This window comes from Nocardioides sp. ChNu-99 (assembly GCF_029493445.1).
Taxonomy (GTDB): domain Bacteria; phylum Actinomycetota; class Actinomycetes; order Propionibacteriales; family Nocardioidaceae; genus Nocardioides.
Genome location: NZ_JAHWBL010000020.1, coordinates 1 through 23280, shown reverse-complemented (window position 1 = coordinate 23280; position 23280 = coordinate 1). Strand labels below are relative to the sequence as shown.

Annotated in this window: 23 protein-coding genes, 2 tRNA genes and 1 pseudogene; 11 read left to right on the top strand and 15 right to left on the bottom strand. The window is 74.7% G+C overall.

Annotation, left to right across the window (positions count from 1 at the left end; translation table 11 throughout):
• Window positions 1–19 precede the first annotated feature (19 nt).
• Window positions 20–997, bottom strand: coding sequence for an MsnO8 family LLM class oxidoreductase (locus KK617_RS08795; protein WP_277499526.1), 978 nt, complete (start codon window positions 995–997; stop codon window positions 20–22).
• Between the two features lie 126 nt (window positions 998–1123).
• Here KK617_RS08795 and KK617_RS08790 point away from each other — a divergent pair, with 126 nt between their 5' ends.
• Window positions 1124–1711, top strand: coding sequence for an HtaA domain-containing protein (locus KK617_RS08790; RefSeq protein ID WP_277499525.1), 588 nt, complete (start codon window positions 1124–1126; stop codon window positions 1709–1711).
• Here KK617_RS08790 and KK617_RS08785 read toward each other — a convergent pair.
• The gene (locus KK617_RS08785; RefSeq protein WP_277499524.1) at window positions 1698–2600 is read right to left on the bottom strand and encodes an oxygenase MpaB family protein; all 903 of its coding nucleotides are present in this window, start codon (window positions 2598–2600) and stop codon (window positions 1698–1700) included. The two genes, KK617_RS08790 and KK617_RS08785, sit on opposite strands and share 14 nt — an antisense overlap.
• Before the next feature lie 81 nt (window positions 2601–2681).
• On the opposite strand from KK617_RS08785, the gene KK617_RS08780 reads away from it, so the two are divergent.
• Together KK617_RS08780 and KK617_RS08775 are read left to right on the top strand one after the other, a co-directional pair.
• Window positions 2682–3296 (top strand): TetR/AcrR family transcriptional regulator, encoded by a 615-nt coding sequence (locus tag KK617_RS08780; protein ID WP_277499523.1) that lies wholly within the window; start codon window positions 2682–2684, stop codon window positions 3294–3296.
• 29 nt (window positions 3297–3325) lie between these two features.
• Window positions 3326–3910 carry a 1-acyl-sn-glycerol-3-phosphate acyltransferase gene (locus KK617_RS08775; RefSeq protein WP_277499522.1) on the top strand — a complete coding sequence of 195 codons (585 nt, stop codon included), beginning with the start codon at window positions 3326–3328 and terminating at the stop codon, window positions 3908–3910.
• A gap of 13 nt (window positions 3911–3923) precedes the next feature.
• On the opposite strand, the gene KK617_RS08770 is transcribed toward KK617_RS08775, so the two are convergent.
• From KK617_RS08770 to KK617_RS08750, 5 genes are all read right to left on the bottom strand, one after another.
• Window positions 3924–4178 carry a hypothetical protein gene (locus KK617_RS08770; RefSeq protein ID WP_277499521.1) on the bottom strand — a complete coding sequence of 85 codons (255 nt, stop codon included), beginning with the start codon at window positions 4176–4178 and terminating at the stop codon, window positions 3924–3926.
• On the bottom strand, window positions 4175–4486 hold the full coding sequence (locus KK617_RS08765; RefSeq protein WP_277499520.1) for a hypothetical protein: 312 nt from the start codon (window positions 4484–4486) through the stop codon (window positions 4175–4177). The genes KK617_RS08770 and KK617_RS08765 overlap by 4 nt, the downstream gene beginning before the upstream one ends.
• A gap of 213 nt (window positions 4487–4699) precedes the next feature.
• Window positions 4700–5947 carry a 4-carboxymuconolactone decarboxylase gene (pcaC, locus tag KK617_RS08760; RefSeq protein WP_277499519.1) on the bottom strand — a complete coding sequence of 416 codons (1248 nt, stop codon included), beginning with the start codon at window positions 5945–5947 and terminating at the stop codon, window positions 4700–4702.
• A gap of 76 nt (window positions 5948–6023) precedes the next feature.
• Window positions 6024–6096: transfer RNA gene (locus KK617_RS08755), tRNA-Thr, on the bottom strand.
• 92 nt (window positions 6097–6188) lie between these two features.
• Entirely contained in the window at window positions 6189–6365 is a 177-nt protein-coding gene (locus KK617_RS08750; protein ID WP_277499518.1) for a hypothetical protein, read from the bottom strand.
• Window positions 6366–6476: 111 nt separating this feature from the next.
• Here KK617_RS08750 and KK617_RS08745 point away from each other — a divergent pair, with 111 nt between their 5' ends.
• A complete protein-coding gene (locus tag KK617_RS08745) occupies window positions 6477–7403 on the top strand; it encodes a LysR family transcriptional regulator (protein ID WP_277499517.1) in 927 nt (308 codons plus the stop codon).
• 16 nt (window positions 7404–7419) lie between these two features.
• Here the strand turns inward: KK617_RS08745 and KK617_RS08740 are convergent, their stop codons facing one another.
• From KK617_RS08740 to tmk, 3 genes are read right to left on the bottom strand one after another with little or no spacing between them, the layout of a single operon-like run.
• A complete protein-coding gene (locus KK617_RS08740; RefSeq protein WP_277499516.1) occupies window positions 7420–9003 on the bottom strand; it encodes an alpha/beta hydrolase in 1584 nt (527 codons plus the stop codon).
• The gene (locus tag KK617_RS08735) at window positions 9000–10181 is read right to left on the bottom strand and encodes a DNA polymerase III subunit delta' (RefSeq protein WP_277499515.1); all 1182 of its coding nucleotides are present in this window, start codon (window positions 10179–10181) and stop codon (window positions 9000–9002) included. The genes KK617_RS08740 and KK617_RS08735 overlap by 4 nt, the downstream gene beginning before the upstream one ends.
• Complete coding sequence (gene tmk, locus KK617_RS08730; RefSeq protein WP_277499514.1) at window positions 10178–10903, bottom strand: dTMP kinase; 726 nt, start codon at window positions 10901–10903, stop codon at window positions 10178–10180. Before tmk ends, KK617_RS08735 begins: the two co-directional genes overlap by 4 nt.
• Before the next feature lie 171 nt (window positions 10904–11074).
• Between tmk and KK617_RS08725 the strand changes: the two genes are divergently transcribed.
• From KK617_RS08725 to KK617_RS08705, 5 genes are all read left to right on the top strand, one after another.
• Window positions 11075–11689: a DUF4178 domain-containing protein gene (locus tag KK617_RS08725; protein WP_277499513.1), complete on the top strand. Its 615-nt coding sequence runs from the start codon at window positions 11075–11077 to the stop codon at window positions 11687–11689.
• An 11-nt stretch (window positions 11690–11700) separates the two neighbouring features.
• Window positions 11701–12144 (top strand): DUF4247 domain-containing protein, encoded by a 444-nt coding sequence (locus KK617_RS08720; protein WP_277499512.1) that lies wholly within the window; start codon window positions 11701–11703, stop codon window positions 12142–12144.
• 93 nt (window positions 12145–12237) lie between these two features.
• Window positions 12238–12660 carry a DUF350 domain-containing protein gene (locus tag KK617_RS08715; protein ID WP_277499511.1) on the top strand — a complete coding sequence of 141 codons (423 nt, stop codon included), beginning with the start codon at window positions 12238–12240 and terminating at the stop codon, window positions 12658–12660.
• Window positions 12657–14288: a polyamine aminopropyltransferase gene (locus KK617_RS08710; protein WP_277499572.1), complete on the top strand. Its 1632-nt coding sequence runs from the start codon at window positions 12657–12659 to the stop codon at window positions 14286–14288. Before KK617_RS08715 ends, KK617_RS08710 begins: the two co-directional genes overlap by 4 nt.
• On the top strand, window positions 14288–15313 hold the full coding sequence (locus tag KK617_RS08705) for an ion channel (protein WP_277499510.1): 1026 nt from the start codon (window positions 14288–14290) through the stop codon (window positions 15311–15313). Before KK617_RS08710 ends, KK617_RS08705 begins: the two co-directional genes overlap by 1 nt.
• 13 nt (window positions 15314–15326) lie before the next feature.
• On the opposite strand, the gene topA is transcribed toward KK617_RS08705, so the two are convergent.
• Window positions 15327–18071 carry a type I DNA topoisomerase gene (gene topA, locus KK617_RS08700; protein ID WP_277499509.1) on the bottom strand — a complete coding sequence of 915 codons (2745 nt, stop codon included), beginning with the start codon at window positions 18069–18071 and terminating at the stop codon, window positions 15327–15329.
• Between the two features lie 213 nt (window positions 18072–18284).
• On the opposite strand from topA, the gene KK617_RS08695 reads away from it, so the two are divergent.
• Window positions 18285–19109, top strand: a complete 825-nt coding sequence (locus tag KK617_RS08695; RefSeq protein ID WP_277499508.1) for a hypothetical protein — start codon at window positions 18285–18287, stop codon at window positions 19107–19109.
• A gap of 12 nt (window positions 19110–19121) precedes the next feature.
• Here the strand turns inward: KK617_RS08695 and KK617_RS08690 are convergent, their stop codons facing one another.
• The 4 genes from KK617_RS08690 to KK617_RS08675 all read right to left on the bottom strand — a co-directional run bounded on the left by KK617_RS08690 (window position 19122) and on the right by KK617_RS08675 (window position 22653).
• Window positions 19122–20633 carry a class I SAM-dependent methyltransferase gene (locus KK617_RS08690; protein WP_277499507.1) on the bottom strand — a complete coding sequence of 504 codons (1512 nt, stop codon included), beginning with the start codon at window positions 20631–20633 and terminating at the stop codon, window positions 19122–19124.
• A 115-nt stretch (window positions 20634–20748) separates the two neighbouring features.
• Window positions 20749–20952, bottom strand: a complete 204-nt coding sequence (locus KK617_RS08685) for a cold-shock protein (RefSeq protein ID WP_277499506.1) — start codon at window positions 20950–20952, stop codon at window positions 20749–20751.
• Between the two features lie 324 nt (window positions 20953–21276).
• Window positions 21277–22506 carry an MFS transporter gene (locus KK617_RS08680; RefSeq protein WP_277499505.1) on the bottom strand — a complete coding sequence of 410 codons (1230 nt, stop codon included), beginning with the start codon at window positions 22504–22506 and terminating at the stop codon, window positions 21277–21279.
• A gap of 74 nt (window positions 22507–22580) precedes the next feature.
• Window positions 22581–22653 (bottom strand) — tRNA-Lys (locus KK617_RS08675).
• A gap of 107 nt (window positions 22654–22760) precedes the next feature.
• Between KK617_RS08675 and KK617_RS08670 the strand changes: the two are divergent.
• Window positions 22761–23280 (top strand): annotated as a pseudogene (locus KK617_RS08670) (hypothetical protein); the annotation flags it as partial.

Here is a 23280-nt window from a genome sequence, read left to right as displayed (position 1 = left end):
GACGAGCCGCGCCGCCGGGTCAGCCGCCCAGCACGAGGGCGGCCAGGGCGGCGTCGGCGGCGCGCAGGGCGTCGCGGTCGTGGGTCGAGGTGCTGGCCAGCAGCTCGTCGGCGCCGGTGCGCTCCGCGAGGCGCTCGAGCGCGCGTCGTACCTGCGCGGGCGTGCCCGCCACCGCGCCGTCGAGGTGGGCCTCGACGCGGCGCCGCAGCTGGTCGGTCCACGCCTGCGCGCGGATGGCGGCCGGCGCCTCGAGCGGGCCGAACTCCCCCGTCTGCCGCGAGCGGGCCATGGCCCACGCCTCGGGCAGGGCCAGCTCGCGGGCGGTCGCCGCGTCGTCGGCCACGAGCACGTCGAGGGACACCGTGACCCGTGGCCGGTCGCCGTCGGCGTGGGGCCGGAACCCGGAGCGGTAGGCCGCCAGCGCCCCCGGCAGCTCGTCGCTCCCCAGCACGGGCCCACCCAGCACGACCGGCAGCCCGAGGCGGGCAGCCACCACGAGCCCACGGCCGGTGGCGAGCACGTGGAGCGGTACGACGTGCCCGCCCGCCGGGCGCACCGTCACCGCCCCGGTGCCGGCGAGGTGGTGGCGCAGCTCGGCGAGGTCGGCCTCGAACGTGTCCGGCGCGTCGGTGCCCTGCCGCAGCGCGCGGCGCACCGGCTCGGTGAAGCCGAGGGAGCGGCCCACCCCGAGGTCGACGCGCCCGGGGTGCAGCGCGTCGAGCATGCGGAACTGCTCGGCGACGACGAAGGGCTGGTGGTGGGGCAGCATGACGCCCCCGGAGCCGATGCGGATGCGACCGGTAGCCGCACCGATCGCGGCGAGCAGCACGGGCGGCGAGCCGGAGGCGACGCCGGGCACCCCGTGGTGCTCGGCCACCCAGATGCGGTCGTACCCCAGCTCCTCCGCCCACCGCGCCCGCGCCACCGTGTCGTGCAGCGCCTCGCCGTCGGGGCGGCCGGCGCGCGTGCGGGAGCGGTCGAGCAGGGAGAGCCTCACGCCCGGGCAACGCGCGCACCCGCGCGACCCTTCCCCGCGAGTCGTCGCGAAGCGCACGCGCAGCACGGCCGAGTCGTCGCCAGGCGCACCTGGACCCGAAACCCTGCGCATGGAAGCATCGGACGCATGACGGCCCCGGAGCAGACACGCACCCCTGGCGGCGCCCCGCCCCCGGGCCTGCGGTGGGCGATCAAGGCGTCGTTCGTCTCCTACGTGCGGCGCACGCCGGGCGGCACCGGCTCGGTCTCCGACGGAGCGGTGCCGGTCGGCGGCGACGAGGTGCTGTTCCCCCTCGACGACCGGGCGCCGGCCGCGGTCGACCTGCCGAGCGGTACGACGCGGGCATGGGCCTTCCGCGGCGACGTCCGGTTCTCCGGCCACGGCGGGATGATGTCCGTGCGCATCGCCCACCCGTGGATCACGCTCGGCGACGCGGGCGCGACGCTCTGGGTCGCGGACCCGCACGACCCCCACGACCCGCACGACCCCCACGACACCGCCGGCGCCCCGCGCGTGCCCCTCGTGACGCTGGACCTCGCGCACCGCCCGAGTCCCGACGCGGCCGCGGACGGCGTGGCGCTCTGGACCGCCGGGGACGTGCGCCTCACCGCGGCCGGGGCCGAGCTGTTCGGCGGCGTCTACGCACCCGGCGAGCGGTTCGAGCCCGTCGTCGTGATCGTGCCGGTCGGTACCGGCGCCGTCACGCCGACCTGACGTCCCCCGCCGGGTCGGCACCGGTGCCGACCGGGCGGTGCACCGGGCACCCCGGCGCGAACGTGCCCATCGACTCCACCGGCGGCAGACCGCCGCGGTAGGTGCGCTGGCGGCGCGAGTCCTGCACCAGCACGGGCCGGCGCCGGGGCGGCAGCAGCGCGACCATCCGGCCACGGGTCCGCAGGGCGCCGTGGGACAGGCGCCGCGCGAGGGGGTGGGGCGCGTCGTACCGCAACGCGGCGAGCAGCGGGTCGTCCATGACCGCGAGGCTGAAGCGCTCGACCGCCTTCCGCGCGGGGCGCGGGTAGAACGACGCGAGGAGCGCGAGCGTGCTGTCGGAGACCCGTCGCGCGCCCGGGTCGTACGCGAAGTGCGTGCGCTCGTAGGAGTCCATGAGCGCGGCGAACCCGTCGTACGTGTCCGGGACGTCCTTGATGCCCATCCGGCGGCCGAGCTCGACGTAGTAGCGCACCGACGCCCGCACCTCGGTCTCGGTCAGCCGGCGGTAGCCGTAGGCGTCGATCCAGCGCCGCGGCACCACGACGAAGGTCGACAGCACGTAGACCATGTCGTCGTTGCTGATGTCGTAGGTGCGGTGCATCTGGTTGATGCGACGGATCGCGGCCCGGCCCCGGGGGCTGTCGAGCCCGTCGACCAGCGGGGCCTCGAGCAGCAGGGCGGTGTCGTCGTACCGCTTCTGCGTCGGCCCGGTGAACTGCCCGGTCGCGTCCAGCAGTCGCCCGATGCTCGGCACGGCGTAGGTGCGGAAGAGGGCGAAGCTCAGGGCCTGGTTGAGGTCCCAGGGGAACTCGTGGGCACCGAGGTCGCGGTAGATCTCGAGGTAGTCGGTCTCCGGGTCGAGCCCGGCCGTGCGGTCGGTCCGTCTCACGCTGCACCTCCAGGGGGCGGTCCTCGGACTGTAAGTCGAGTTACAGGGACGTGCAACGGGTACGCCGGTACCGTCGCGGCCGTGGAGGTGGACGGGGAGGGCGCAGCGGCGGTACGGCGGACCCGCGGGCAGGAGCGCTACCTCGAGGCCGGCCTCGCGATCCTCGCCGAGCACGGGCACGCCGGGCTCAAGCTGGCCGCGGTGTGCGCGGAGGCCGGCACCTCGACCGGGCCCTTCTACCACTTCTTCGACGGCTGGCCGGCCTACACGTCCGCACTCATCCGGCACTGGCGGGCGAGCCGCAGCGACGAGCTGATCACCCGCACGCGCTCCGTCGTGGGCGACGTCGACCGGCTCGAGGCACTGGTCGAGGTCGCCCTGGGGCTGCCGCACGCCTCGGAGGCCGCGATCCGCGTCTGGGCGGCCCACGACCCCGAGGTGCGGGCCGTGCAGCAGGAGGTGGACGCCGAGCGGCTGCGCCACCTCGCGGAGTCGATGGAGGCCGTGCTCGGCGACGGCGAGCTGGCCCGCCGTACCGCGGTCGCCGGGATGTACGTGCTCGTCGGCTTCGAGAGCGGCCCCGCCAGCGACCCGGCCGACCTCGCCTGGACGTTGCGCACGATGCTGGCCGACACGCTCGCGCGCACCGGCGAGGTCGACGGCGCGGGGGGCTCGGCGCCGGACCGGGACGGCTGAGCGGGGCCCGCGCCGGGTACGGTCAGGAGGTGAAGCGTCACTTCCTGATCCGCCGCACGGTGGCCCGTCTCGTCCTCAAGGCCGCGCGGTGGCGCGCCGTCGGCGAGGTGCCCGAGCGGGGCGTCCTCGTCGGCGCCCCCCACACCTCGAACTGGGACTGGGTGCTCACCCTCCTGCTCGGCTGGTCCTACGGGATCCGCATCGGCCTGCTGGTCAAGAAGGAGATGTTCCGCGGCCCGCTCGGCCCCCTGCTGCGCGCGACGGGCGCCGTCGAGCTCGACCGGAAGAACCCCGGTACGACGGTCCGCGCCCTCCTCGCGCAGGCCGAGGGCGACCACCCCTTCCTGCTCGGCCTGGCCGCCGAGGGCACCCGGAGCAAGGGCGAGTACTGGAAGTCCGGCTTCTACCGCATCGCCCAGCAGACGGGCCTGCCCATCACGCTCGCCTACCTCGACGTGCCGAGCCGCACCGTGGGCTGGGGCCCGACGTTCCACCCGTCCGGCGACGTGCGCGCGGACATGGACCGGGTGCGGGAGTTCTACGCCGACAAGACCGGCTTCCACCCGGAGACCTTCACGCCGCCGCGGCTGCGCGAGGAGGAGCAGGGCGCCTGACGTCCGGCTCGCGTCACTCCCAGGAGCGGCGGACCGCCTGCCACTCCTCCCAGACCCGCTCGGGGTCGAGGTCGTCGTAGCCGCGCTGCTCGGCCAGCGCCGCGGCGACCGAGCGCGGCACCCGCACGCAGGTCGCGCCGTCGCGCACCGCCAGCACCTCCGCCTCGGCGAGCGGCTCGCCCTTGGCGCGCTCGGTCGCGAGCAGCACCGCCACCAGCGCGGGGACGAAGTCGAGCACGAGGTCGTCGCCGAGGTCGTCGGGGTTCATCGCGCCACGTCCTTCCCACCGCGGTCCCGCACGGGCCACGTGTCGTCGAGGTGCGCCGGGCCTGCGGCCGCGCACGTGTAGCGCTCGCGGTGCAGCGGCCCGAGCCGGCTGTCGTAGCCGCGGCGCTCGCCCACCACGGGCGCCCCGCAGGTCGGGCAGGTGCTGGCGGTCCGCCACGTGGCGACCACGCCGACGCAGCGTGCCACGTCCTGGCCCGTGCGGCGGCGGTGCCACCAGGCCCAGACGGTCCAGCAGAGGAGGCCGGCGAACGAGGCGAGGACGAAGGCGTCGAGCACGTGGTCCAGCACTGAAGGATCGTCATCCGAACCCAAGACGGCAGAGACCGCCACGAGCGCGCACGACAGCACCGCCCACTTTTCCTGCGTCGTCAACGCCCCGATGCGCACGCTCTCCGCGCGCGTCCCGCTCGTCGCTCTGCCCCGCGTCCCCCACGGCACCGGAACCTACCGACGACGGACGCCCCGCGGGCGGGAACGGCCCGGCCGCGCCACGACGCCGGGTCAGGCCAGCCCCTCCTCCGCCAGCACCTCCTGGGCGATGCGGAAGGCCGCGCCGGCCGCGGGGACGCCGCAGTAGACCGCCGTCTGCAGCAGCACCTCCTTGATCTCGTCGGCGCGCAGCCCGTTGCGCAGCGCGGCCCGCACGTGCACGGCGAGCTCCTCGTGGTGGCCCTGCGCCACCAGGGCGGTGAGCGCGACGAGGGACCGGCTCCGCCGGTCGAGGCCGGGGCGGGCCCAGACGCCGCCCCAGAGGTGGTCGGTGACCAGCTCCTGGAAGTCGTCGGTGAAGTCGGTGGTCTCCCCGACCACCCGGTCGACGTGGGCGTCTCCCAGCACCTCGCGGCGCACCAGGTCGCCGGTCTCGTGCCGCGCCGAGCGGTCGTCGCGTGCCGCCGAGGTGACGGGTGTCGACGGCGCGGTCTCGCCGAGCAGGTGCTCGCGCACCAGCGCGGCGACGGTCTCGGGCGCCTCCGCCGGCGGCAGGTGCGCGACGTCGGGGAGCACGACGAGCCGGCCGTCCCGCACGCCGGCGGCGATCTCCTCGAGGGCGGCGGTCGGGGTGGCCGCGTCGACGGCGCCGGCCACGGCGAGCACGGGGGCCGTGACCTCCGCGAGCCGCTCGCGCACGTCGAACGCCGCGATCGCTCGGCACACCTGGACGTAGCCCTCGTCCGCCGTCTCCTGCAGCGCGACCAGGAGGGCCGAGCCGACCGACGGTCGCCGGTCGAGGAAGTCGGGGGCGAACCAGCGCTCGGCCGCGGTGGCGACCACGGCCGCCGTACCTCCGGCGCGCACGCGCTCCACCCGGTCGGCCCACAGCTCGGGGGTGCCCATCCGGGCGCCGGTGCTCAGCAGCACGGCGCCCTCGACCCGGGCCGGGACGTCGAGGAGCAGCTGCAGGCCGACCGCTCCGCCGACCGAGTCACCGGCGTACGCGAACGTGCCGCCGACCTCCCCGCGCTGCGCGAGCACGTCGTCGATCACGGTCAGCACCCCGCGGGCCAGGTCCGCGACGGTCCACGGCTCGTCGGGCACCGAGCTGTTGTGCCCGTGGCCGGGCAGGTCCCAGGCGAGGACGTCGAAGGCGTCGGTCAGCCCGGCCGCGCAGGTGGTCCACAGCGTGGCGGCGGACGTGCCGAGCGACGGCCCGAGGACGAGGAGCGGCAGCTCCTCGCGGTGGGCGGCGCCGGTCATCCGGACGGCGGTGATCGCGGGGGTCACGGGGGTCGCGGGGGTCGCGGGGGTCATGGCCTCTCTCCTACCACCCCGGGTACGACGAAGCCCCCCGCCCTGCATCGCTGCAGGTCAGGGGGCCACGTGCCGGAGCCGCCTGTCAGAATCGAACTGACGACCTAATCATTACGAGTGATTCGCTCTACCGACTGAGCTAAGGCGGCGCGCCGTCCGCCATGACGGACGACCCGCAGAAGTATAGGGACGTCCGTCGCGGAGGCGAAATCGGGTCCGCGGGGGCCGCGGGTCGGGTCGGTCAGGCCGCGAGGGCCAGGCGGGCGGCGCGGGCGCCGTCGCTCAGGTGCGTCTGCTCGGCGCCGCACCAGCAGGTGAAGGTGGCCTCGTAGCCGCCCTCGACGGCGCGGACCGCGGTGAACTGCGAGTCGAAGGTGAGCTGCTGCTTCCGGCACGCGGTGCAGTGGTGGACGAACACGGGGACCTCCTCGGGGTCAGATCGGTGACACCACGAGTCTCTCGTCATCGAGATTCAAGGGGTAGCCTCACTTCCCAGCAGGAACCCTAGGTCTGACCTATGGTTGTGACCGTGCTCTCGCTCCACCAGCTCCGCTGCTTCCTCGCCACCTACGAGCACGGCTCGCTGACGGCGGCCGCGGCCGAGCTGGGGTACGCCCAGCCGAGCGTCTCGGAGCAGATCCGGGCGCTGGAGAAGACCCTCGACGTGCCCCTCTTCCGTCGCGTCGGCCGCGGCGTGGTGCCGACCACGATGGCCGACGAGCTGCGCCCGCACGCCGAGCGCACGCTGGCCGCCGCCGACGAGGCGCGCCGCGCGGTCGCCAGCGCGCGCAACTTCGAGACCGGCACCATCCGCTTCGGGATGTTCGGCACCGCGCGGCTGTACGCCGGGGCCGGGCTCGTCGCCGACGTGCTGGAGCGCTACCCCGGCGTGCGGGTGGAGCTCATCGGCCAGAACTCCACCGACGTGCAGGAGGACCTGCGCCGCGGTCGGCTCGAGGCGGCGATGATCGCGGTGCCGGCCGCGAGCAGCGAGGGCATGAGCGTCACCCCGGTGGCCAAGGACGAGCTGGTCTACATCAGCGCCGATCCCGCCCACCTCGCCACGCCCGTCACGGCGCACCGGCTGTCGCTGGCCAAGCTCGTCATGCCCGAGACCACGTGGCGGGCCGTCGACTCCACCCGGATGGTGCTGCGCCAGATGCTCCACGAGACGGGGCGCAACCCGATGACGCGCATCGAGGTGGAGGACGTCGAGACGGCCGTCGAGCTCGTCGGCATGGGCCTGGCCGACTCCGTCATCCCCAAGGGCGCGGCCGTGCAGCTGCTCCCCCGCCTGGCGCCGGGCGCCGGCTACGTGTCGCTGCGCCCGCGGCAGTACGACAGCCTCGCCGTCGTGCACCGGGCCGGGGCGACCCTCTCACCGGCCGCGCGCCTCATGATCGAGCTGGCCACGGCCCGCATCCGACAGATCGCCGAGCCCTACGACCCGCGGTGACCGGGGGACGGGTGGTTCAGGCTGCGCAGGTCGTGCCGTCGTCCGGCACCTCGCCGTCGACGAGGAACGCCTCCACGGTCTCGTCGATGCAGTCGTTGCCCGAGCCGTAGGCGGTGTGACCCTCGCCCTCCCGGGTCAGCAGGACGCCCGACTCGAGCTGCTCGGCCATCGCGACGGCCTCCTCGTACGGCGTGGCCGGGTCGCCCGTCGTACCGACGACGAGGATGGGCTCCGCGCCGGCGCCGCGGATCTCGCGGCGCTCCTCGCTCGTGCGCCCCGGGTACCCGCTGCACCAGCCGAGACCGAGCTGGCCGCCCTCGCCGAAGGTGGGCGAGGCGGCGGCGAAGTCGTCCGCGTACGGCGCGGCCTCCTGCGGCGTCAGGCTGGTCGGGTCGTCGAGGCACGAGATGGCGTAGAACGCCTCCATGAGGTTGGAGTTGTAGCTGCCGTCCTCGTTGCGGTCGGCGTACAGGTCGGCCAGCAGGAGCAGCAGCGTGCCGTCGCCGGCGAACGCGGTCTCGAGGCCCTGGGTCAGGTAGGTCCAGCTGTCCTCGCTGTAGAGCGCGGCCTGGATGCCGGTCGTGGCCAGCGCCTGCGTCAGCTCGCGGTCACCGACGGCCAGCGGCTGCGCGAGCAGGCCGTCGAGGAAGCCGTTCACCGCCGCGTCGGCCTCCTCCACCGTCGCGCCCAGCGAGCACGCGGTCTCGACGCAGTCGGCCAGGTAGTTGTCCCACGCCAGCTCGAAGCCGGCGACCTGGCTCAGCGACCCGTCGATGCGCGAGAGCGACGGGTCGGTCGCGCCGTCGAGCACCAGCGAGCCGGCGCGCTCGGGGAAGTACTCGGCGTATGTCGCGCCCAGCGTGGTGCCGTAGGAGAAGCCCAGGTAGTGCAGCGAGGAGTCCCCCACCGCGGCGCGCAGCACGTCCATGTCGCGGGCGCTCTCGACGGTGGAGACGTGGTCGACGAGGTCGCCCGACAGCACGGCGCAGCCCTCGCCCATCCGCTGCTGCCAGCCCTCGACCTCGGCCACGCCCTCCGGCGTCGTCGGGTCGACGGAGTCGGCCAGGTAGGCGTCGAGCTCGGCGTCGGAGAGGCAGTCGATCGGGCGGCTGGCGCCGGTGCCGCGCGGGTCGAAGCCCACGACGTCGAAGCGGTCGAGCAGCACCTGCCCGTACGCCGCGCTGCCCCGCGTCGCCATCTCGGAGCCCGGCGCCCCGGGGCCGCCGGGGTTCACCACGAGCGAGCCGATCCGGTCGTCGGGCTCGTCGGCGGGGTCCCGCACGAGCTTGAGCTCGATGGTCTCGCCGTCGGGCTCGGCGTAGTCGAGCGGCACCTCGAGCTGGGCGCAGTCGAACTCGTCGCCCTCGTCGTCGCACTCCTCCCAGTCGATCTCCTGGGAGTAGAACGGCTCGAGCTCCGGGCTCGGCGGGGTGCGGGCGTCGTCGTCCTCCGTCGAGGCGCCGTCGCCGGCGGCCTCCTGACGCCCGCCGGTCTCGCGGACGTCATCACCGCCACCCCTCACCAGCACCACCGCGGTCACGGCTCCCGCCACGACCACCACCAGTGCCAGCACCAACGCCAGGACTGCTCCTCGCCTCACGCGTCCCCCACCCTCGTCGAGGTCCCCGCGCCGACACCACCGGTCGTCGGCAGGAGACCCGCCGCCATCGACTCGAGCGCCAGCATGACAGGGACGTTGAACTCCAGCATCTGCTCGCGGGCCGCGAAGATCGCGTCGATGCACCGCAGGCAGCCCTCGGCGCCGCGCTGGTCGGCGAGCACCTGCACGTCGTCGCGCAGCTCCTCGTTGACCAGCTCGCCGCCCGCGCCGACGGCCAGCGCGACGGCGTCGCGGTAGACCGACACCAGGTCCGTCAGCGCCCGGTCGACCACGTCGAGGTGGCGACGCTTGGCCCGCGACTTCTGCTCGCGCTCGAGCGCGGCGCGGGCGGGCGCGTACTCCCGCGGCCGGCGGCCCCGCTCGACCACGCCGTACGCCGCGTCGAGGTCGGCGCGCTCGGCCGCGTCGAGCTCGACCGTGATGGCCTCGGCCTCCTGCCTCGTCGTCTCGTTGAGGGTCGCGGCCGCCGTCATCGCCGCGCCGAGCGACCGCAGCCGCCCCGGGAGAGCGACCACCGCCGCCCGCCGCTGCCGGGTCGCCTCGTCCGTGGCGAGCGCCCGCGCCCGGCCGATGTGGCCCTGGCTGGCGCGGGCCGCGTACGCCGCGAGGTCGGGCGGCACGTCGCAGGTGCGCTCGAGGAACGCGGCCACGTCGGCCGCCGCCGGGGTCGTCAGCGTGACGAGCCGGCAGCGCGAGCGGATGGTCGGCAGCACGTCCTCGACCGTGGGGGCGCACAGCATCCACACCGTGCGCTCCGTCGGCTCCTCGATCGCCTTGAGCAACGCGTTGAACGCCTGGTCGGTGAGCCGGTCGGCGTCCTCCACGACCAGCACCTGCCAGCGCCGCCCGACCGGGGCGAGGGCGGAGCGGCGCACCAGGTCCCGCACCTGGTCGACGCCGATGGACAGGCGCTGGGTGCGGATGACGCCGACGTCGGCGTGCGAGCCGGCCAGCACGGTGCGGCAGTCGTGGCACTCGCCGCAGCCGCCCCGCTCGCACTGCAGCGCGGCGGCGAACGCGATCGCCGCGTTGGAGCGACCCGAGCCGGGCGGGCCCGTGAAGAGCCAGGCGTGCGTCATGCCCCGGCCCTCCCGCGCGGCCGGGGCCAGCGCGGCGATGGCCGGGCGCTGGCCCACGAGGCCGTCCCAGACGCTCACGCGCCCTCCCCGCCGGTCTGGTCGGCCCCGTCGCCGCGGACTGCCTGGCCCAGCAGCGGGGCGACGCGCTCCCACACCGCCGACGCGATCTCCGCGCGGGTGCCCCGCGCGTCGACGACGAGGTAGTGGGCCGGGTCCTGGGCCGCGAGGGCCAGGAACGCCTGGCGGGCGCGCTCGTGGAACTCGGCGGACTCGGCCTCGATGCGGTCGCGGCCCTCGAGACGGCCCAGCCCGGCCGCCGGCGGCACGTCGAGCACGACGGTCAGGTGGGGACGCAGCCCCCGGGTGGCCCAGCGGGCGACCTGCTCGAGCCCGGCCAGCGCGTCGCCGAGCGCCCGGCCGGCCCCCTGGTAGGCGAGGGTGGAGTCGACGTACCGGTCCGTCACCACCACCGCGCCGCGCTCCAGCGCGGGCAGCACGACGCGCTCGACGTGCTCCGCCTTGTCGGCGGCGTAGAGCAGCGCCTCGGTGCGGGCCGCGAGGTCGCCGGTGGCCGGGTCGAGCACGATGCGGCGCAGCTCGCGGCCCACCGCGGTGTCGCCGGGCTCGAACGTCGGCACCACCTCGTAGCCCCCCGCCCGCAGCCGCTCGACGAGCAGGGCCGACTGCGTCGACTTGCCGCCACCGTCGCCGCCCTCGAGGCAGACGAAGACCCCGGTGCTCGTGCGGACGGGGGCGGGGGTCCCGTCCGTCGGCGGCGGGGGCACGGGGGGGACGCTCACGGCGACGAACCTACGAGGTCGCACCGACACCCGGCCACCCGCGGGGTGGTGGCGGCCGCCGACCTGTGGACGGGGCTGGCGGTCCCCGGCGCGGCGTGGTGGGGTTTGGGCGTCCGGGCGCGGGGTAACGAGGCTCCGGATCCCGTCCGACCCCCTGAGGAGTGATCGTCCGTGTGGTGGCTCATCCTGCTGCTGGTGCTGGCCGCTGCCGTCGCGGCCGCCGTCGTCGTGGCGCGCACGCGCAAGCCCGCGACCAGCGGCTCCCGACCGCCCGGTGACGTGATCGCCGAGAACGACCTGGCCTCCGTCGAGCCGCTGCGACGCCTGCGGGTGGGCGACATCGTGGAGTACCAGGGCGCGATGCTCTTCGTCCGCGGCCGCCTCGACTTCGACGAGTCCGGCTACACGTGGACCGAGCACTTCCTCGACGACGCCGAGGCCCGCCGCTGGCTCTCGGTGGAGGACGACGAGGGCTTCGAGGTCGCGCTGTGGCGCGGCATCCCCGCGGGCGACGTCGAGCAGGGCGCTCCCGGCGACCGCGACGTCATCGTCGGCGGCGTGGCCTACCGGCTGCAGGAGCGGGGCTCCGCGGCCTTCCGCTCCCAGGGCTCGACGGGTACCGCCCCGCAGGGCACCGCGGAGTACGTCGACTACGCCAGCGCCGACGGCAAGCACCTGCTCGGCTTCGAGAACTTCGGCGGCAGCTGGGAGGCCTCGCTCGGCGAGCCCCTCCAGCCGTGGGAGCTCACCGTCTACCCGGGCTCCGACGAGCCCGGCGCCCGCTGAGAGGGTCGCCCGTGAGCTCACGCGCCAAGGGCCTGCTGATCGTCGGGGCCCTCCTCCTCGTCGGCATCGTGCTCGTCCCGATCCTCTTCGGCGGCTTCGGCAACGGCCCGAAGGACTGGATCGACGACCACTACGAGCACGTCTCGGGCTCCGACCCCGACGACGAGACGGTCACGTGGCGCTCGGACGACGACGTCACGACCACCGCCGCCGCCATCGCCGCCGGCACGAACCCGTCGGACCGTCGCGAGGCCGACGGCCGGGCCTTCCTGCGCTACAGCAACGACTGGATGGTGACGGTCTCGGACGACGGCGACGGCTCGCGCATCACCCTCGACGAGTTCGACCGCGGCTACTCCAACAACAGCACCTTCGTGGGCTTCTGGGGCGGCTACTACGGCGGCGGGGGCGGCGGCAGCAGCTACCGCGGGGGCGGTTCCGGCTCCGGGAAGTGACCCGGCCGACCGCCCGCACCACCCGCACCACCTGCTCCACCCCGGCACAGCACGCGCACCCCACGAGCACCGACCCGCACCGAAAGGCACGACATGCCCGAGCTCCTCGACGAGTCCCTCGCGACCCTGGCCTTCGCCGGGGTCGGCCTCCTCCTGCTCGTCATCGGCTACTTCATGGTCGACCTGCTGACCCCGGGCCACCTCGGCCGGCAGGTCTTCGTCGAGCACCGCCGCGACGCCGCCCTGGTGCTGGCCTCGACCCAGGTCTCACTCGGGTTCATCATCGCCACGGCGTTCTGGACGGCCCAGGGCGACACGTGGGACACGCTGCTGGAGGCCTCGGTCTTCGGCCTCATCGGCGTCGCCCTGCTCGGCCTCTCGTTCTGGCTCCTCGACCTGGTGACCCCGGGCAGCCTCGCCGAGCTGGTGGTCGACGACTCCGACGACCCGGCGGCGTACGTCGCGGTCGCGGTCCAGCTCGCGGTCGGCCTGGTCGTCGCCGCGTCGATCAGCTGAGCGCCACCACCGCTCCCGCCCCCGGGGCCGGCGCCGCGCCCCGGGGGGTCTCGGCGCGCGCGCTGCGCGTGGTCGTGCTCGCCGCGGTCTTCGTGTGCGCCGCGTGCGGCCTCGTCTACGAGCTCTCCCTCGTCACCCTCGGCAGCTACCTGCTCGGCAACACCGTCACCCAGACCTCCCTCGTGCTCGCGGTGACCATGTTCGCGATGGGTGTGGGCGCCGTCGCGGCCAAGCCGCTGCTCGGCCACCCCTTGCGCGCCTTCGTCGGCGTCGAGCTCGCGCTCGCGGTCGTCGGCGGCTTCTCCGTGCCCGCCTTGTACGCCGCCTTCGCCTGGCTCTCGCTCTACACCCCGGCGATGGTCGTCGCGTCCTTCGCCATCGGCCTGCTGGTCGGGGCCGAGATCCCGCTGCTCATGGCGCTGCTGCAGCAGCTGCGCCGCCAGGACGCGGCCCACGCCGTCGCCGACATCAACGCCGTCGACTACGTCGGAGCGCTCGTCGGCGGCCTCGCGTTCCCCTTCCTGCTGCTCCCCCTGCTCGGCCTGCTCGACGGCGCGCTGGCCACGGCCGCGCTCAACGTGGCCGCCGCCGCCGTCGTGGCGCTCGCCCTGGGCCGCCGGGCCCGCACCCGTACGCCGCTGCTCGTCGCGGTCTCCGCGTGCGTCGTCACCGCGCTGGCCCTGGGGCTCATGGCGTGGCGGGCGAGCGCCTTCGAGGCGACGGCCCAGCAGGCGCTCTACCGCGACCCGATCGTCCACAGCGAGCGGTCGGCGTACCAGTCGATCGTCGTGACCCGCGGGTGGTTCCAGGGTGCGGAGTTCGACGACGTGCGGCTCTACCTCGACGGCGACCTGCAGTTCTCGTCCGTGGACGAGTACCGCTACCACGAGATGCTCGTGCACCCGGCCATGGCGGGCCCGCACGCCCGGGTGCTCGTGCTCGGCGGCGGGGACGGCCTGGCGCTGCGCGAGGTGCTGGGGTACGACGACGTCGAGGAGGTCACGCTCGTCGACCTCGACCCGGCGGTCGTCGACCTGGCCCGCCGCTACGAGCCGATCCGCGACCTCAACGAGGACGCGTGGGCCGACCCCCGGGTGACCTACGAGGCCGCCGACGCGTTCTCGTGGGCCCGCGGCGCCGCCGACGCCGGGGAGAGCTACGACGTGGTGGTCGTGGACTACCCGGACCCGGACTCGCCCGCGCTGGCCAAGCTCTACTCGCGGGAGCACTACGCGACGCTGCGCTCGCTCCTCGCCCCCGACGCGCGGCTGGTCGTGCAGTCGGGCTCACCCTTCTTCGCCCCCGACGCGTTCTGGTGCGTGCGACGCACGCTCGCCGACGCCGGCTTCGCCACGACGCCGTACCACGCGGACGTGCCGTCCTTCGGCGACTGGGGCTGGGTGCTGGCGACCGCCGACGGCCCCGGCGGCACGGACGGCACGGGCGCGACGGTCGCGCCGCCCCTCGACATCGCGGCCGGGGCCCCGGCGACGCGCTTCGCCTCCCCGGGCGTGCTCGACGCGGCGGCGGTCTTCCCGCCCGACATGGCCGATCGCCCCGGTGACGTGTCGACGCTCCTGGACCCCGCGATCCTGCGCTACTCCGAGCACGCCTGGGTGGGTTACTGATGGTCTTCGTCCTCGCCCGGCTCTGGGCCCGGTTCACCTCGCGCGTCACGTGGCGCACGCCCCTGATCGTGCTGCTCGTCGTGTTCAGCACCAGCTGGGCCGCGATGGCCCTGCTCGAGCCCGACGGAGACATCGCCGACCCCGCCAACTACTGGTGGTGGTTCCTCGTCACGGCCTCCACGGTGGGGTACGGCGACTACTTCCCGGTCACGACGGGCGGCCGGCTCGTGGGCGCCTACGTCGTCGCCGGAGGCGTGGCCACCCTCACCACCTTCTTCACCCACCTCGCCGCCACGCTGGCGAACGCGAAGGGACGACGCATGAACGGCCTCCTCAGCCTCGACCTCTCCGGCCACCTCGTGCTGGTCGGCTACACCGCCGGGCGCACCGACCGGCTCGTCGCCGACCTGCGCGCGGAGGACGACACCACGATCGTCGTGTGCGCCTGGGAGGACCAGGTGCCCCAGCACCCCCTGGTCGACGTCGCGGGGGTCGAGTTCGTGCGCGGCGACCTGACCGACCTGGCCGTGCTGCGGCGGGCCGCGATCGACCGGGCCTCCGCCGTGCTCGTCGACGCCCGCGACGACAACGAGGCCATCACGCTCACCGTGGCGGCCGAGGAGGCCGCGCCGGGAGTCCACACGGTCGTCACCCTGCGCGACGTCGCGCGACGTCGTACCGTGCGCCGCATCGACCCCACGGTGCACTGCGTGCAGTGGCACGCGCTGGGGCTCGTCCTCGACGAGCTGGCCGACCCCGGCATCGCGACCGTGTACGACGAGCTGATGACCCCCGGCGGGCCGAGCACCTGGTCGACGGTCGTGCCCGACGGCGCCGACGCGACGTACGGCGAGTGGCAGCGCACGCTCGGCGAGACCAGCGCCACCACGGTGCTGGCCCTCGGCGTCGACGGCGACGTGCACGTCAGCCCCGACTGGGCGACGCGGGTGCCGGCGGGGGCGACGCTCTACTACGTCGGGCCCCGCCGGCTCACGCCGGAGAACCTGCGGGCCGCGCTCGGCTGAGCGCGGCCCGCGGTCAGGCCTTCTTGGCCGTGGCCTTCGTGGTCTTCCCCGCGGTCGTCTTCTTGGCGGTGGTCTTCTTGGCGGCGGTCTTCTTCGCCGCCGTCTTCTTCGCGGGGGCCTTCTTGGCCGGCGCCTTCTTGGCGCCCTTCTTCGTGGCGGGGCCCTTCGCGCGGCGCTCGGCCAGCAGCTCCGCCGCCCGCTCGAGCGTCACGGCCTCGACCGAGTCGTCCTTGCGCAGCGTCGCGTTGAACTCGCCGTCGGTCACGTACTCGCCGAAGCGACCGGCCTTCACCACGATCGGCTGGCCGGAGACCGGGTCGTTGCCGAGCTCCTTGAGCGGCGGCGCGGCCGCGGCGCGACCCCGCTGCTTCGGCTGCGCGTAGATCGCGAGCGCCTCGTCGAGGGTGATGTCGAAGATCTGGTCCTCGCTCGTGAGCGAGCGCGAGTCCGTGCCCTTCTTCAGGTACGGGCCGTAGCGGCCGTTCTGCGCCGTGATCTCCACGCCCTGGGCGTCGGTGCCCACGACGCGCGGCAGGCTCAGCAGCTTGACGGCCTGGTCGATGGTCACCGTGTCGAGCGTCATCGAGGAGAACAGCGAGCCGGTGCGCGGCTTCGCCGACTTCGGCGCGTCCTCGGGCAGCAGCTCGGTGACGTAGGGACCGAACCGACCGTTCTTGGCCACGACGACGAGGCCCGTCTCCGGGTGGCGGCCGAGCTCGCGCTCCTCACCGGCCGGGTTGGCCAGCAGCTCCTCGGCCTTCTCCAGCGTCAGCTCGTCGGGGGGCAGGTCGTCGGGCACGTTCGCCCGCTTCGCGAAGGCCGTGCCGTCGTCGCCGGGGCCCTCCAGGTAGGGGCCGTACTTGCCGACCCGCAGGTGGATGTCCGACTCCTCCGCGGAGGCGCCGAACGGCAGCGGGATGGTCGCGAGCCCCTTCGCGTCGATGTCGCCCAGCTCGTTGACGAGCTTCTTCAGCCCGTCCACGTCGCCGCTGCCGAAGTAGAACTCCGCGAGCTCGGTGTTGCGGTCCGAGCGGCCCGCGGCGATCTCGTCGAGCACGTCCTCCATCTGGGCGGTGAACTCGTAGTCGATCTGGCGGGGGAAGTGCTCGGTGAGCAGCCGCACCACGGAGAAGGCGAGCCACGCGGGCACCAGCGCGGTGCCCTTCTTGTAGACGTAGCCGCGGTTGAGGATCGTGCCGATGATCGAGGCGTACGTCGACGGGCGGCCGATCTCCCGGTCCTCGAGCTCCTTGATCAGCGTCGCCTCGGTGTAGCGCGACGGGGGCTTGGTCTCGTGGCCGTTCGCGGTGAGCGACGCGGCCGAGACGGCGTCGCCCTCGGCGAGCGCCGGCAGGCGTGTCTCCTGGTCGTCGCTGGCGGCGCCGTGGTCGGTGCCCTCGACGTACGCCTTGAGGAACCCGTGGAACGTGATGACGCGACCCGACGCGGAGAAGACGACGTCCTCGCCGGTCGCCGCGGTGCCACCGATGCGGATCGAGACCGACTGGCCGACGGCGTCGCGCATCTGCGAGGCGACCGTGCGCATCCAGATGAGCTCGTAGAGGCGGAACTGCTCCCCCGTCAGCCCGGTCTGCGCCGGCGTGCGGAACGACTCGCCCGCGGGGCGGATGGCCTCGTGCGCCTCCTGCGCGTTCTTGACCTTGCTCGCGTAGACCCGGGGCCGGTCCGGCACGTACTCCGCGCCGTACAGCTCGCGGACCTGGTCGCGGGCCGCGGCGACCGCGCCCTCCGAGAGGGTGGTCGAGTCGGTGCGCATGTAGGTGATGAAGCCGTTCTCGTAGAGCCGCTGCGCGACCGACATGGTCACGCTCGCGCTCATCCCGAGCTTGCGGCTCGCCTCCTGCTGCAGCGTCGTGGTGCGGAACGGCGCGTACGGCGAGCGCTTGTAGGGCTTCGACTCGACCGAGCGCACGTCGTACGTCGACTCGGCGAGCGCGCCGACGAGGCCCTCGGCGCGGGCGCGGTCGAGGTGGACGACCTTGCCCTCGGAGGCGGTCTTCAGCAGGCCGTCGGGGCCGAAGTCCGAGCCCCGGGCGACGCGGGCGCCGTCGACGGAGTGGACCTTCGCCGGGAACATCCGCTGGTCGTGGTCGCTGCCGGCGTCGAAGGTGCCCTCGAGGTCCCAGTACGACGCCGGGCGGAACCGCAGGCGCTCGGCCTCGCGGTCCACGACGAGGCGGGTCGCGACCGACTGCACGCGGCCCGCGGACAGGCCGCTCATCACCTTGCGCCACAGCACCGGCGAGACCTCGTAGCCGTAGAGGCGGTCGAGGATGCGACGGGTCTCCTGCGCCTCCACCAGGTCCATCGCCAGCTCGCGCGGGTGCTCGGCCGCCTCGAGGATGGCCTGCTTGGTGATCTCGTGGAAGACCATCCGCTTGACGGGGATGTTCTTCGGCTTCAGCTCGTCGAGCAGGTGCCACGCGATGGCCTCGCCCTCGCGGTCGCCGTCGGTGGCGAGGAAGAGCTCGTCGGCGCCCTTCAGCAGGCCCTTGAGCTTGCTGATGTGGGACTTCTTGTCGCGGGGCACCACGTAGTAGGGCTCGAAGCCGTTGTCGACGTCGACCGCGAGGCGGCCCCACGGCTTGTCCTTGATCTTGGCGGGGGTGTCCGCGGCGTTGTTGGGCAGGTCGCGGATGTGCCCGATCGAGGACTCCACGACGTACCCCTCGCCCAGGTAACCCGCGATCGTCCGGGCCTTCGCAGGCGACTCGACGATCACCAGCTTGTGTGCCACGACTCCCTCTCCCACTGCGTCACGCGAGGACCGCGACCCATCTCCGGGCCCCCACGGCGGGTCACAGTAGCGCGGAACCCCGACGGGGACGCGAGTCGAGGCGGCGTCGTCCCCAGGCCCGCGGGCCCGCGCCGGACCTGTGGAGGAGCGGGCCGGGAGGTCGGCGCGCGGTGCCAGGGTGGCTGCCACCACACGACCGAGGGGGAGCACGAGATGTACGACGACTGGCCCGACCCGCCGCCCGAGCGGTGGCGCGACGACGAGACGGAACCCACGCGCCGCGCGGAGGTCGGCGGCCTCGCCCCGCCCCGCCCGGCGTTCGAGCGCGGCGACCGCCTGACCCACCTCGTGCTCGTCGACGGCCGCCTCGTCGACGCGTGGACGGAGCCCGTCGAGCTGACGCCGTGGGCGGGGGTCGCCGAGGCCCTGGACCGCCCCCGTCGTCCGGCCCCCGACCCGGCCCCGCCCCCGCCGCCCCGTCACGCGCAGGTGCTCGCCTGGCTGGACGACCTGGTCGGCGGCCGGGAGGCGCTGCTGGCCCTGACCCCGGAGGCACCGGCCCCCGGCGAGGCCCCGCTCGGGGTGCCCAGCGGGGTGCTCGAGCGCCGGGCCGTCGTTCGCGACCTCGTCTCCGCGGTCGCCGAGCGCTGCTTCGACGCCGACGTCGAGGCGGCGCTGCACCGCGTCGTCGACCACCTCTGCACCGACGACCCGCTGCTGCTGACGGGGTCGCGCACCGCGGCGCAGGTCGCCGGCGGCGTGTGCTGGGTCGTCGGCCGGGCCAACGGGCTGTTCGTGCCGGGCGCCACCCAGGCGGTCGTGCGGGAGCTGCTCGGGCTCCGCGGCCAGCTGAGCTCGACGGGTCAGGTCGTGCAGCGTTCCCTGGGGCCGCGCTGGCCGTGGAGACACCACCACGTCGGGGTCGGGTCGGACCTCCTGGCCACCGGGTGGGCGGGGGTGCTCACCACGAGCACCCGGCGCCAGCTCGTGCGGGCCCGCGACCGCGCACTGGCCGAGGCGGCCGGGGACGCCGCCTGAGGCCCGCCGGGCTCAGACCTCGAGGAAGCCGTCGGCCACGAGGCCCCGCACCACGGGGAGGTACGTCGTGCGCAGCCCTGCGGCGTCCTCGTCGAGCAGCTGGGCGAGGGCGTCGAGCAGCTGGCCGACGGCGAGGTCGCCGTCGCAGGCCCCGACGAGGCCCGCCGTGACCGTGTCGGCGGCGTGCCCGCGGCGGAAGCCGCGCTGCTGGCGCAGCACGATGGCCTCGGGGTCGGCGGCGCCCGGAGCCCCGACGTTCTCCTGCCGCACGTCGGCCCGCACCCGCAGCCGGGCACCCAGCAGCGCGGCGTCGTCGAGTGCCGCCAGGTCGTCGATGGCGTGACCCCACGCGGCGATGGCGGGGGCGATCGGCTGCTCCACGTCGTACGGCCACTCCTCCAGCCGCGTGACCGGGCTGCCGGGCGCGCCGTCCGGACGGCGCCGCAGGTTGATCCAGCCGAACCCGACGCCCTCGATGCCCTGCTCGGCGAACCACGAGAGCCAGGTGTCGTAGCGGCGCAGGTAGTCCGGCGTCCCCGTGGCGCCCTCGTCGGCGAGCCACAGCTCGACGTACGCCGCGGGGTCGAGCACCTCGCGCTGCACCACGAACGCGTCGCACGCGACGCCGTCGGCGCCCGGCTCGAGCCACGACCCGAGCCGCTCGTCCCACGGCGTGCCGCGGGCGATGACCCAGTTGGCCAGCACCTGGCACCAGCCGCCGGGCACGAGGTGGCGGGGCGCGGTGCGCACGATGTCCTCGACGACCCGGTCGCCCGGCAGCCCGGAGTCGCGGTACACGAGGCGCTCGCGGGTGCCCGGCGAGATGACGAACGGCGGGTTGGTGGCGATGAGGTCGAACTGCTCGTCGCGGACGGGCTCGAAGTAGGAGCCGTCGCGCACCTCGACCGTGCCGAGGTCGTTGAGCGCGGCGTTGAGCCGGGCGATCCGCAGCGCCCGGGGGTTCACGTCGGTGGCGACCACGCGGCCGGCGTGCGTGGCCAAGTGCAGCGCCTGGACGCCGCACCCGGTGCCGAGGTCGAGCGCGGTGGCCACGTCGTCGCGGATGGTGAGCTGCGCCAACGAGGTCGAGGCGGAGCTGATGCCCAGCACGTGGTCGGTGCTGACCACGTTGGGGGCACCGTCGAGGCCCGGCGTCAGGTCGCTGACGACCCAGAAGTCGTGGTCGCCCGCGGCGTCGGGGGCGGCGTACGGGCGGCAGTCGAGCCGCGCGCGCACCTCGCCCACCCCGGCCTCCAGGATCCCCTCGACGGCGAGCCGGTCGACGAGGCCGGGCAGGGCCTGTTCCGCGGCCGAGGCCGGCACCGCGGTCTGCAGCAGGAACAGCCGGGTGAGCGTCGCCAGCGGCGATCCGTCCCCCGTGCGGGCGAGCCCGGGCGCGGTCTGGTTGCGGGCCAGGGCGGCGTGGGCCGTCGTCCCCAGCAGCTCGGCGACGGCGTCGACGGTGAAGTCGGCCGCCACGAGGGCGTCGCGCAGTCGGTGGGGGAGCTCGGCGGAGGCACTCACGGGGCCCGAGCCTAGTGCGCGCCCGCAGGGGCGGCGCCGGGAAAGGGACGAGGCCCCTCCCGCCGGAGCGGGAGGGGCCTCGTGAGCTACGGACAGGTGCGTCCGAGAGGCTCGATCAGACGGCGCGAACGTTCTCCGCCTGCGGGCCCTTGGGGCCCTGCGTGACGTCGAACTCGACCTTCTGGTTCTCGTCGAGGGACTTGTAGCCCTGCGACTGGATCGCCGAGTAGTGCACGAAGACGTCGTCGCCGCCGTCCTCCTGCGCGATGAAGCCGAAGCCCTTCTCAGCGTTGAACCACTTAACGGTGCCCAGAGTCATGTGACTCATTCTCCTCTTGTCGGGGCGAGAGCCGTCACTTCGACGACCCACACCAGATGCGGTGATACGTCGCTCCGACTGTCGTGAGTGGTAGGCCCACGAAGAAAAGCGCCGTTGGATCACAAACTCCGCGGGCGATACCTGCTGGAACTTGCACCTGTTGCGTCTCCGACAGTACCAACCCCTACCCCCAGCACGACATTCTCGGCGGCCGATTTTTTTCGGACGGCGGTGAAGACTGCGCTACGAGCCGGTGACGCGGGGGCTACGCGGCCCGTGACGACCGCTCCGCGGCTCTCCCCACCGGGCGCCGGGACACCGTCCTCAGCGACGTCGCGCACTGAGGGCGGCGGCCGAGCCCGCCACCGTGAACGTCGCGGTCGTCCCGACGACGAGGGCCAACGGCACCGTCCACGACCCGGTCGCGTCGTGGACCGCGCCGAGCAGCGTGGGGCCGACGGCGGCGACGGCGTACCCGACCGTCTGCACGAAGGTCGACATGCCCGCGCTCTCCCGGTCGGAGCGGGCGACCCGGGCGATGATGGTGAAGATGGCCGAGAAGCCGCCGCCCTGGGCGGCGCCGCCGAGCAGGCTGCCGAGCAGGTAGGCGTCGGGGGCCGCGAGCAGCTGCACCGGGAAGCTCGTCCACAGCACCCCGACGAGCGCGACCGTGCACCACTCCGGCACGCGCAGCGCCAGCAGCGGCACCCCCACCGCGCCGATGATCGCCGCGACCTGGAACACCGCGGCCAGGCCGCCGGCCGCATCGCCGGCACCCGCCTCGTCGCTCAGCACCGACGGCAGCCAGGCGGTGAGGGAGTAGTAGGACGTCGCCTGCCCGGCGAACGCCAGCGCGAGCAGCAGGACGACCGGCTCGCGCCACAGCGGGCGGGCGCGGGTGCCTCCGTCGGCCGGTACGGCGGACTCCCCCGCCCCGGGCTCCTCCGCGACGCCGCGGGCGACCGGGATCCGGCGCGGGAGCGCCACGCGCCACCACACCGCGATGGCGAGGCTCGCGACCACGGCGGGGGCGACGAGGGCGACCTGCCAGCCGGCGGCGTCGGCGAGCGGCGCCGTACCCACGAGGACGCACATCGAGCCGATGTTGAGGGTCGCGGTGTAGGCGCCGGTGACGGCGCCGACGTACGCCGGCGGCGTGGAGCGGCGGATGAGGACGGGCACCACGATGTTGCCGATGGTGATGCCGAGACCGACCACGACGGTGCCGACCGCGGCACCGGCCAGGGAGCCGGTCGAGCGCACGAGGCTGCCGAGGACGACCCCGGCGAGGCACACGACCACGGCGACCTCGGCGCCGAGGCGACGCACGACGGCCAGCGCGAGCGGGGCGGCGAGGCCGAAGCAGAGCACCGGGAGGCTGGTCAGGAGCCCGATCTCGCCGCTGCTTGCGTCGAGCGCGGAGCGCAGCTCGTCGGTGACGACCGAGACCCCGACGAACGGGGCACGGAGGTTGAGCGCCACCAGCAGGAGCGCCAGCACGGGCACCCAGGGGAACGTCGCGCGGACCGGTCGGCCGTCGGGTCCCGTGCTCACCCGCGCACGCTACGCCCGGGCGGGCCGACGCCCCGGCGGGGGGCCGGACGTGGCGCTCCGTGGGGCGGGAGCGGTAGGCCACCAGGGACTCGAACCCTGAACCAGCGGATTAAAAGTCCGATGCTCTGCCCATTGAGCTAGTGGCCCGCCGCCCCAGTCTGCCAGTGGCCAGGGCCTGCCGGCGTGCCGGGCGGGACGGGTGGGCGGGGCGGAACGGCCCCGTAACGCGGCCCCTCCGGCGTAGTTTGTGGGGCATGAGCACTCCCCGGGACGGCGGCCACGCGCCCGTCGACCTGCTGAGCCGCTGGCTCGAGAGCCGCAACCCCGACGACGACGGGACGAGCGCGCCCGCCCACCGGGCCGAGCGCCCGCCCCGCACCGCCGCGGACGACCCCGCCCCCTCCGCCGTCGACCGCGACCTCGCCGCCCCGGCCGCCGAGGGGCCCGCCGAGCCCCACGCCGAGCCCCACGCCGAGCCGACCGGGGTCGGTACGCCGGCACCCGAGCCCGAGCCCGTGGACCCCCGGCACGCCATCGCCCACTCGGTCCTCGCCGCGTTCCGGGCCCCGCCCGAGCCCCGCGCCGAGCCCACGCCCGACGCCGAGGCGGACCGCGAGCCGCACGCCGAGCCCGAGCCCCTCCCCGGGGAGCCGGCCAGCCCGACGGCCGCGGCGTCGCCCCTGCTCGCCGCCGCCCGGCGGCTCGAGGAGCAGCAGGCGCGGGAGGCAGCGGCCGCCCGCACGCCCGCCCTAACGCCATACACGTCGACCACCG

Coding starts and splice junctions, on each gene's coding strand:
- KK617_RS08790 (WP_277499525.1), top strand. CDS start 1,124: ATGACGGCCCCGGAGCAGACACGCACCCCTGGCGGCGCCCCGCCCCCG.
- KK617_RS08770 (WP_277499521.1), bottom strand. CDS start 4,178: ATGAACCCCGACGACCTCGGCGACGACCTCGTGCTCGACTTCGTCCCC.
- pcaC (WP_277499519.1), bottom strand. CDS start 5,947: ATGACCCCCGCGACCCCCGCGACCCCCGTGACCCCCGCGATCACCGCC.
- KK617_RS08715 (WP_277499511.1), top strand. CDS start 12,238: ATGCCCGAGCTCCTCGACGAGTCCCTCGCGACCCTGGCCTTCGCCGGG.
- KK617_RS08705 (WP_277499510.1), top strand. CDS start 14,288: ATGGTCTTCGTCCTCGCCCGGCTCTGGGCCCGGTTCACCTCGCGCGTC.
- KK617_RS08695 (WP_277499508.1), top strand. CDS start 18,285: ATGTACGACGACTGGCCCGACCCGCCGCCCGAGCGGTGGCGCGACGAC.
- KK617_RS08685 (WP_277499506.1), bottom strand. CDS start 20,952: ATGACTCTGGGCACCGTTAAGTGGTTCAACGCTGAGAAGGGCTTCGGC.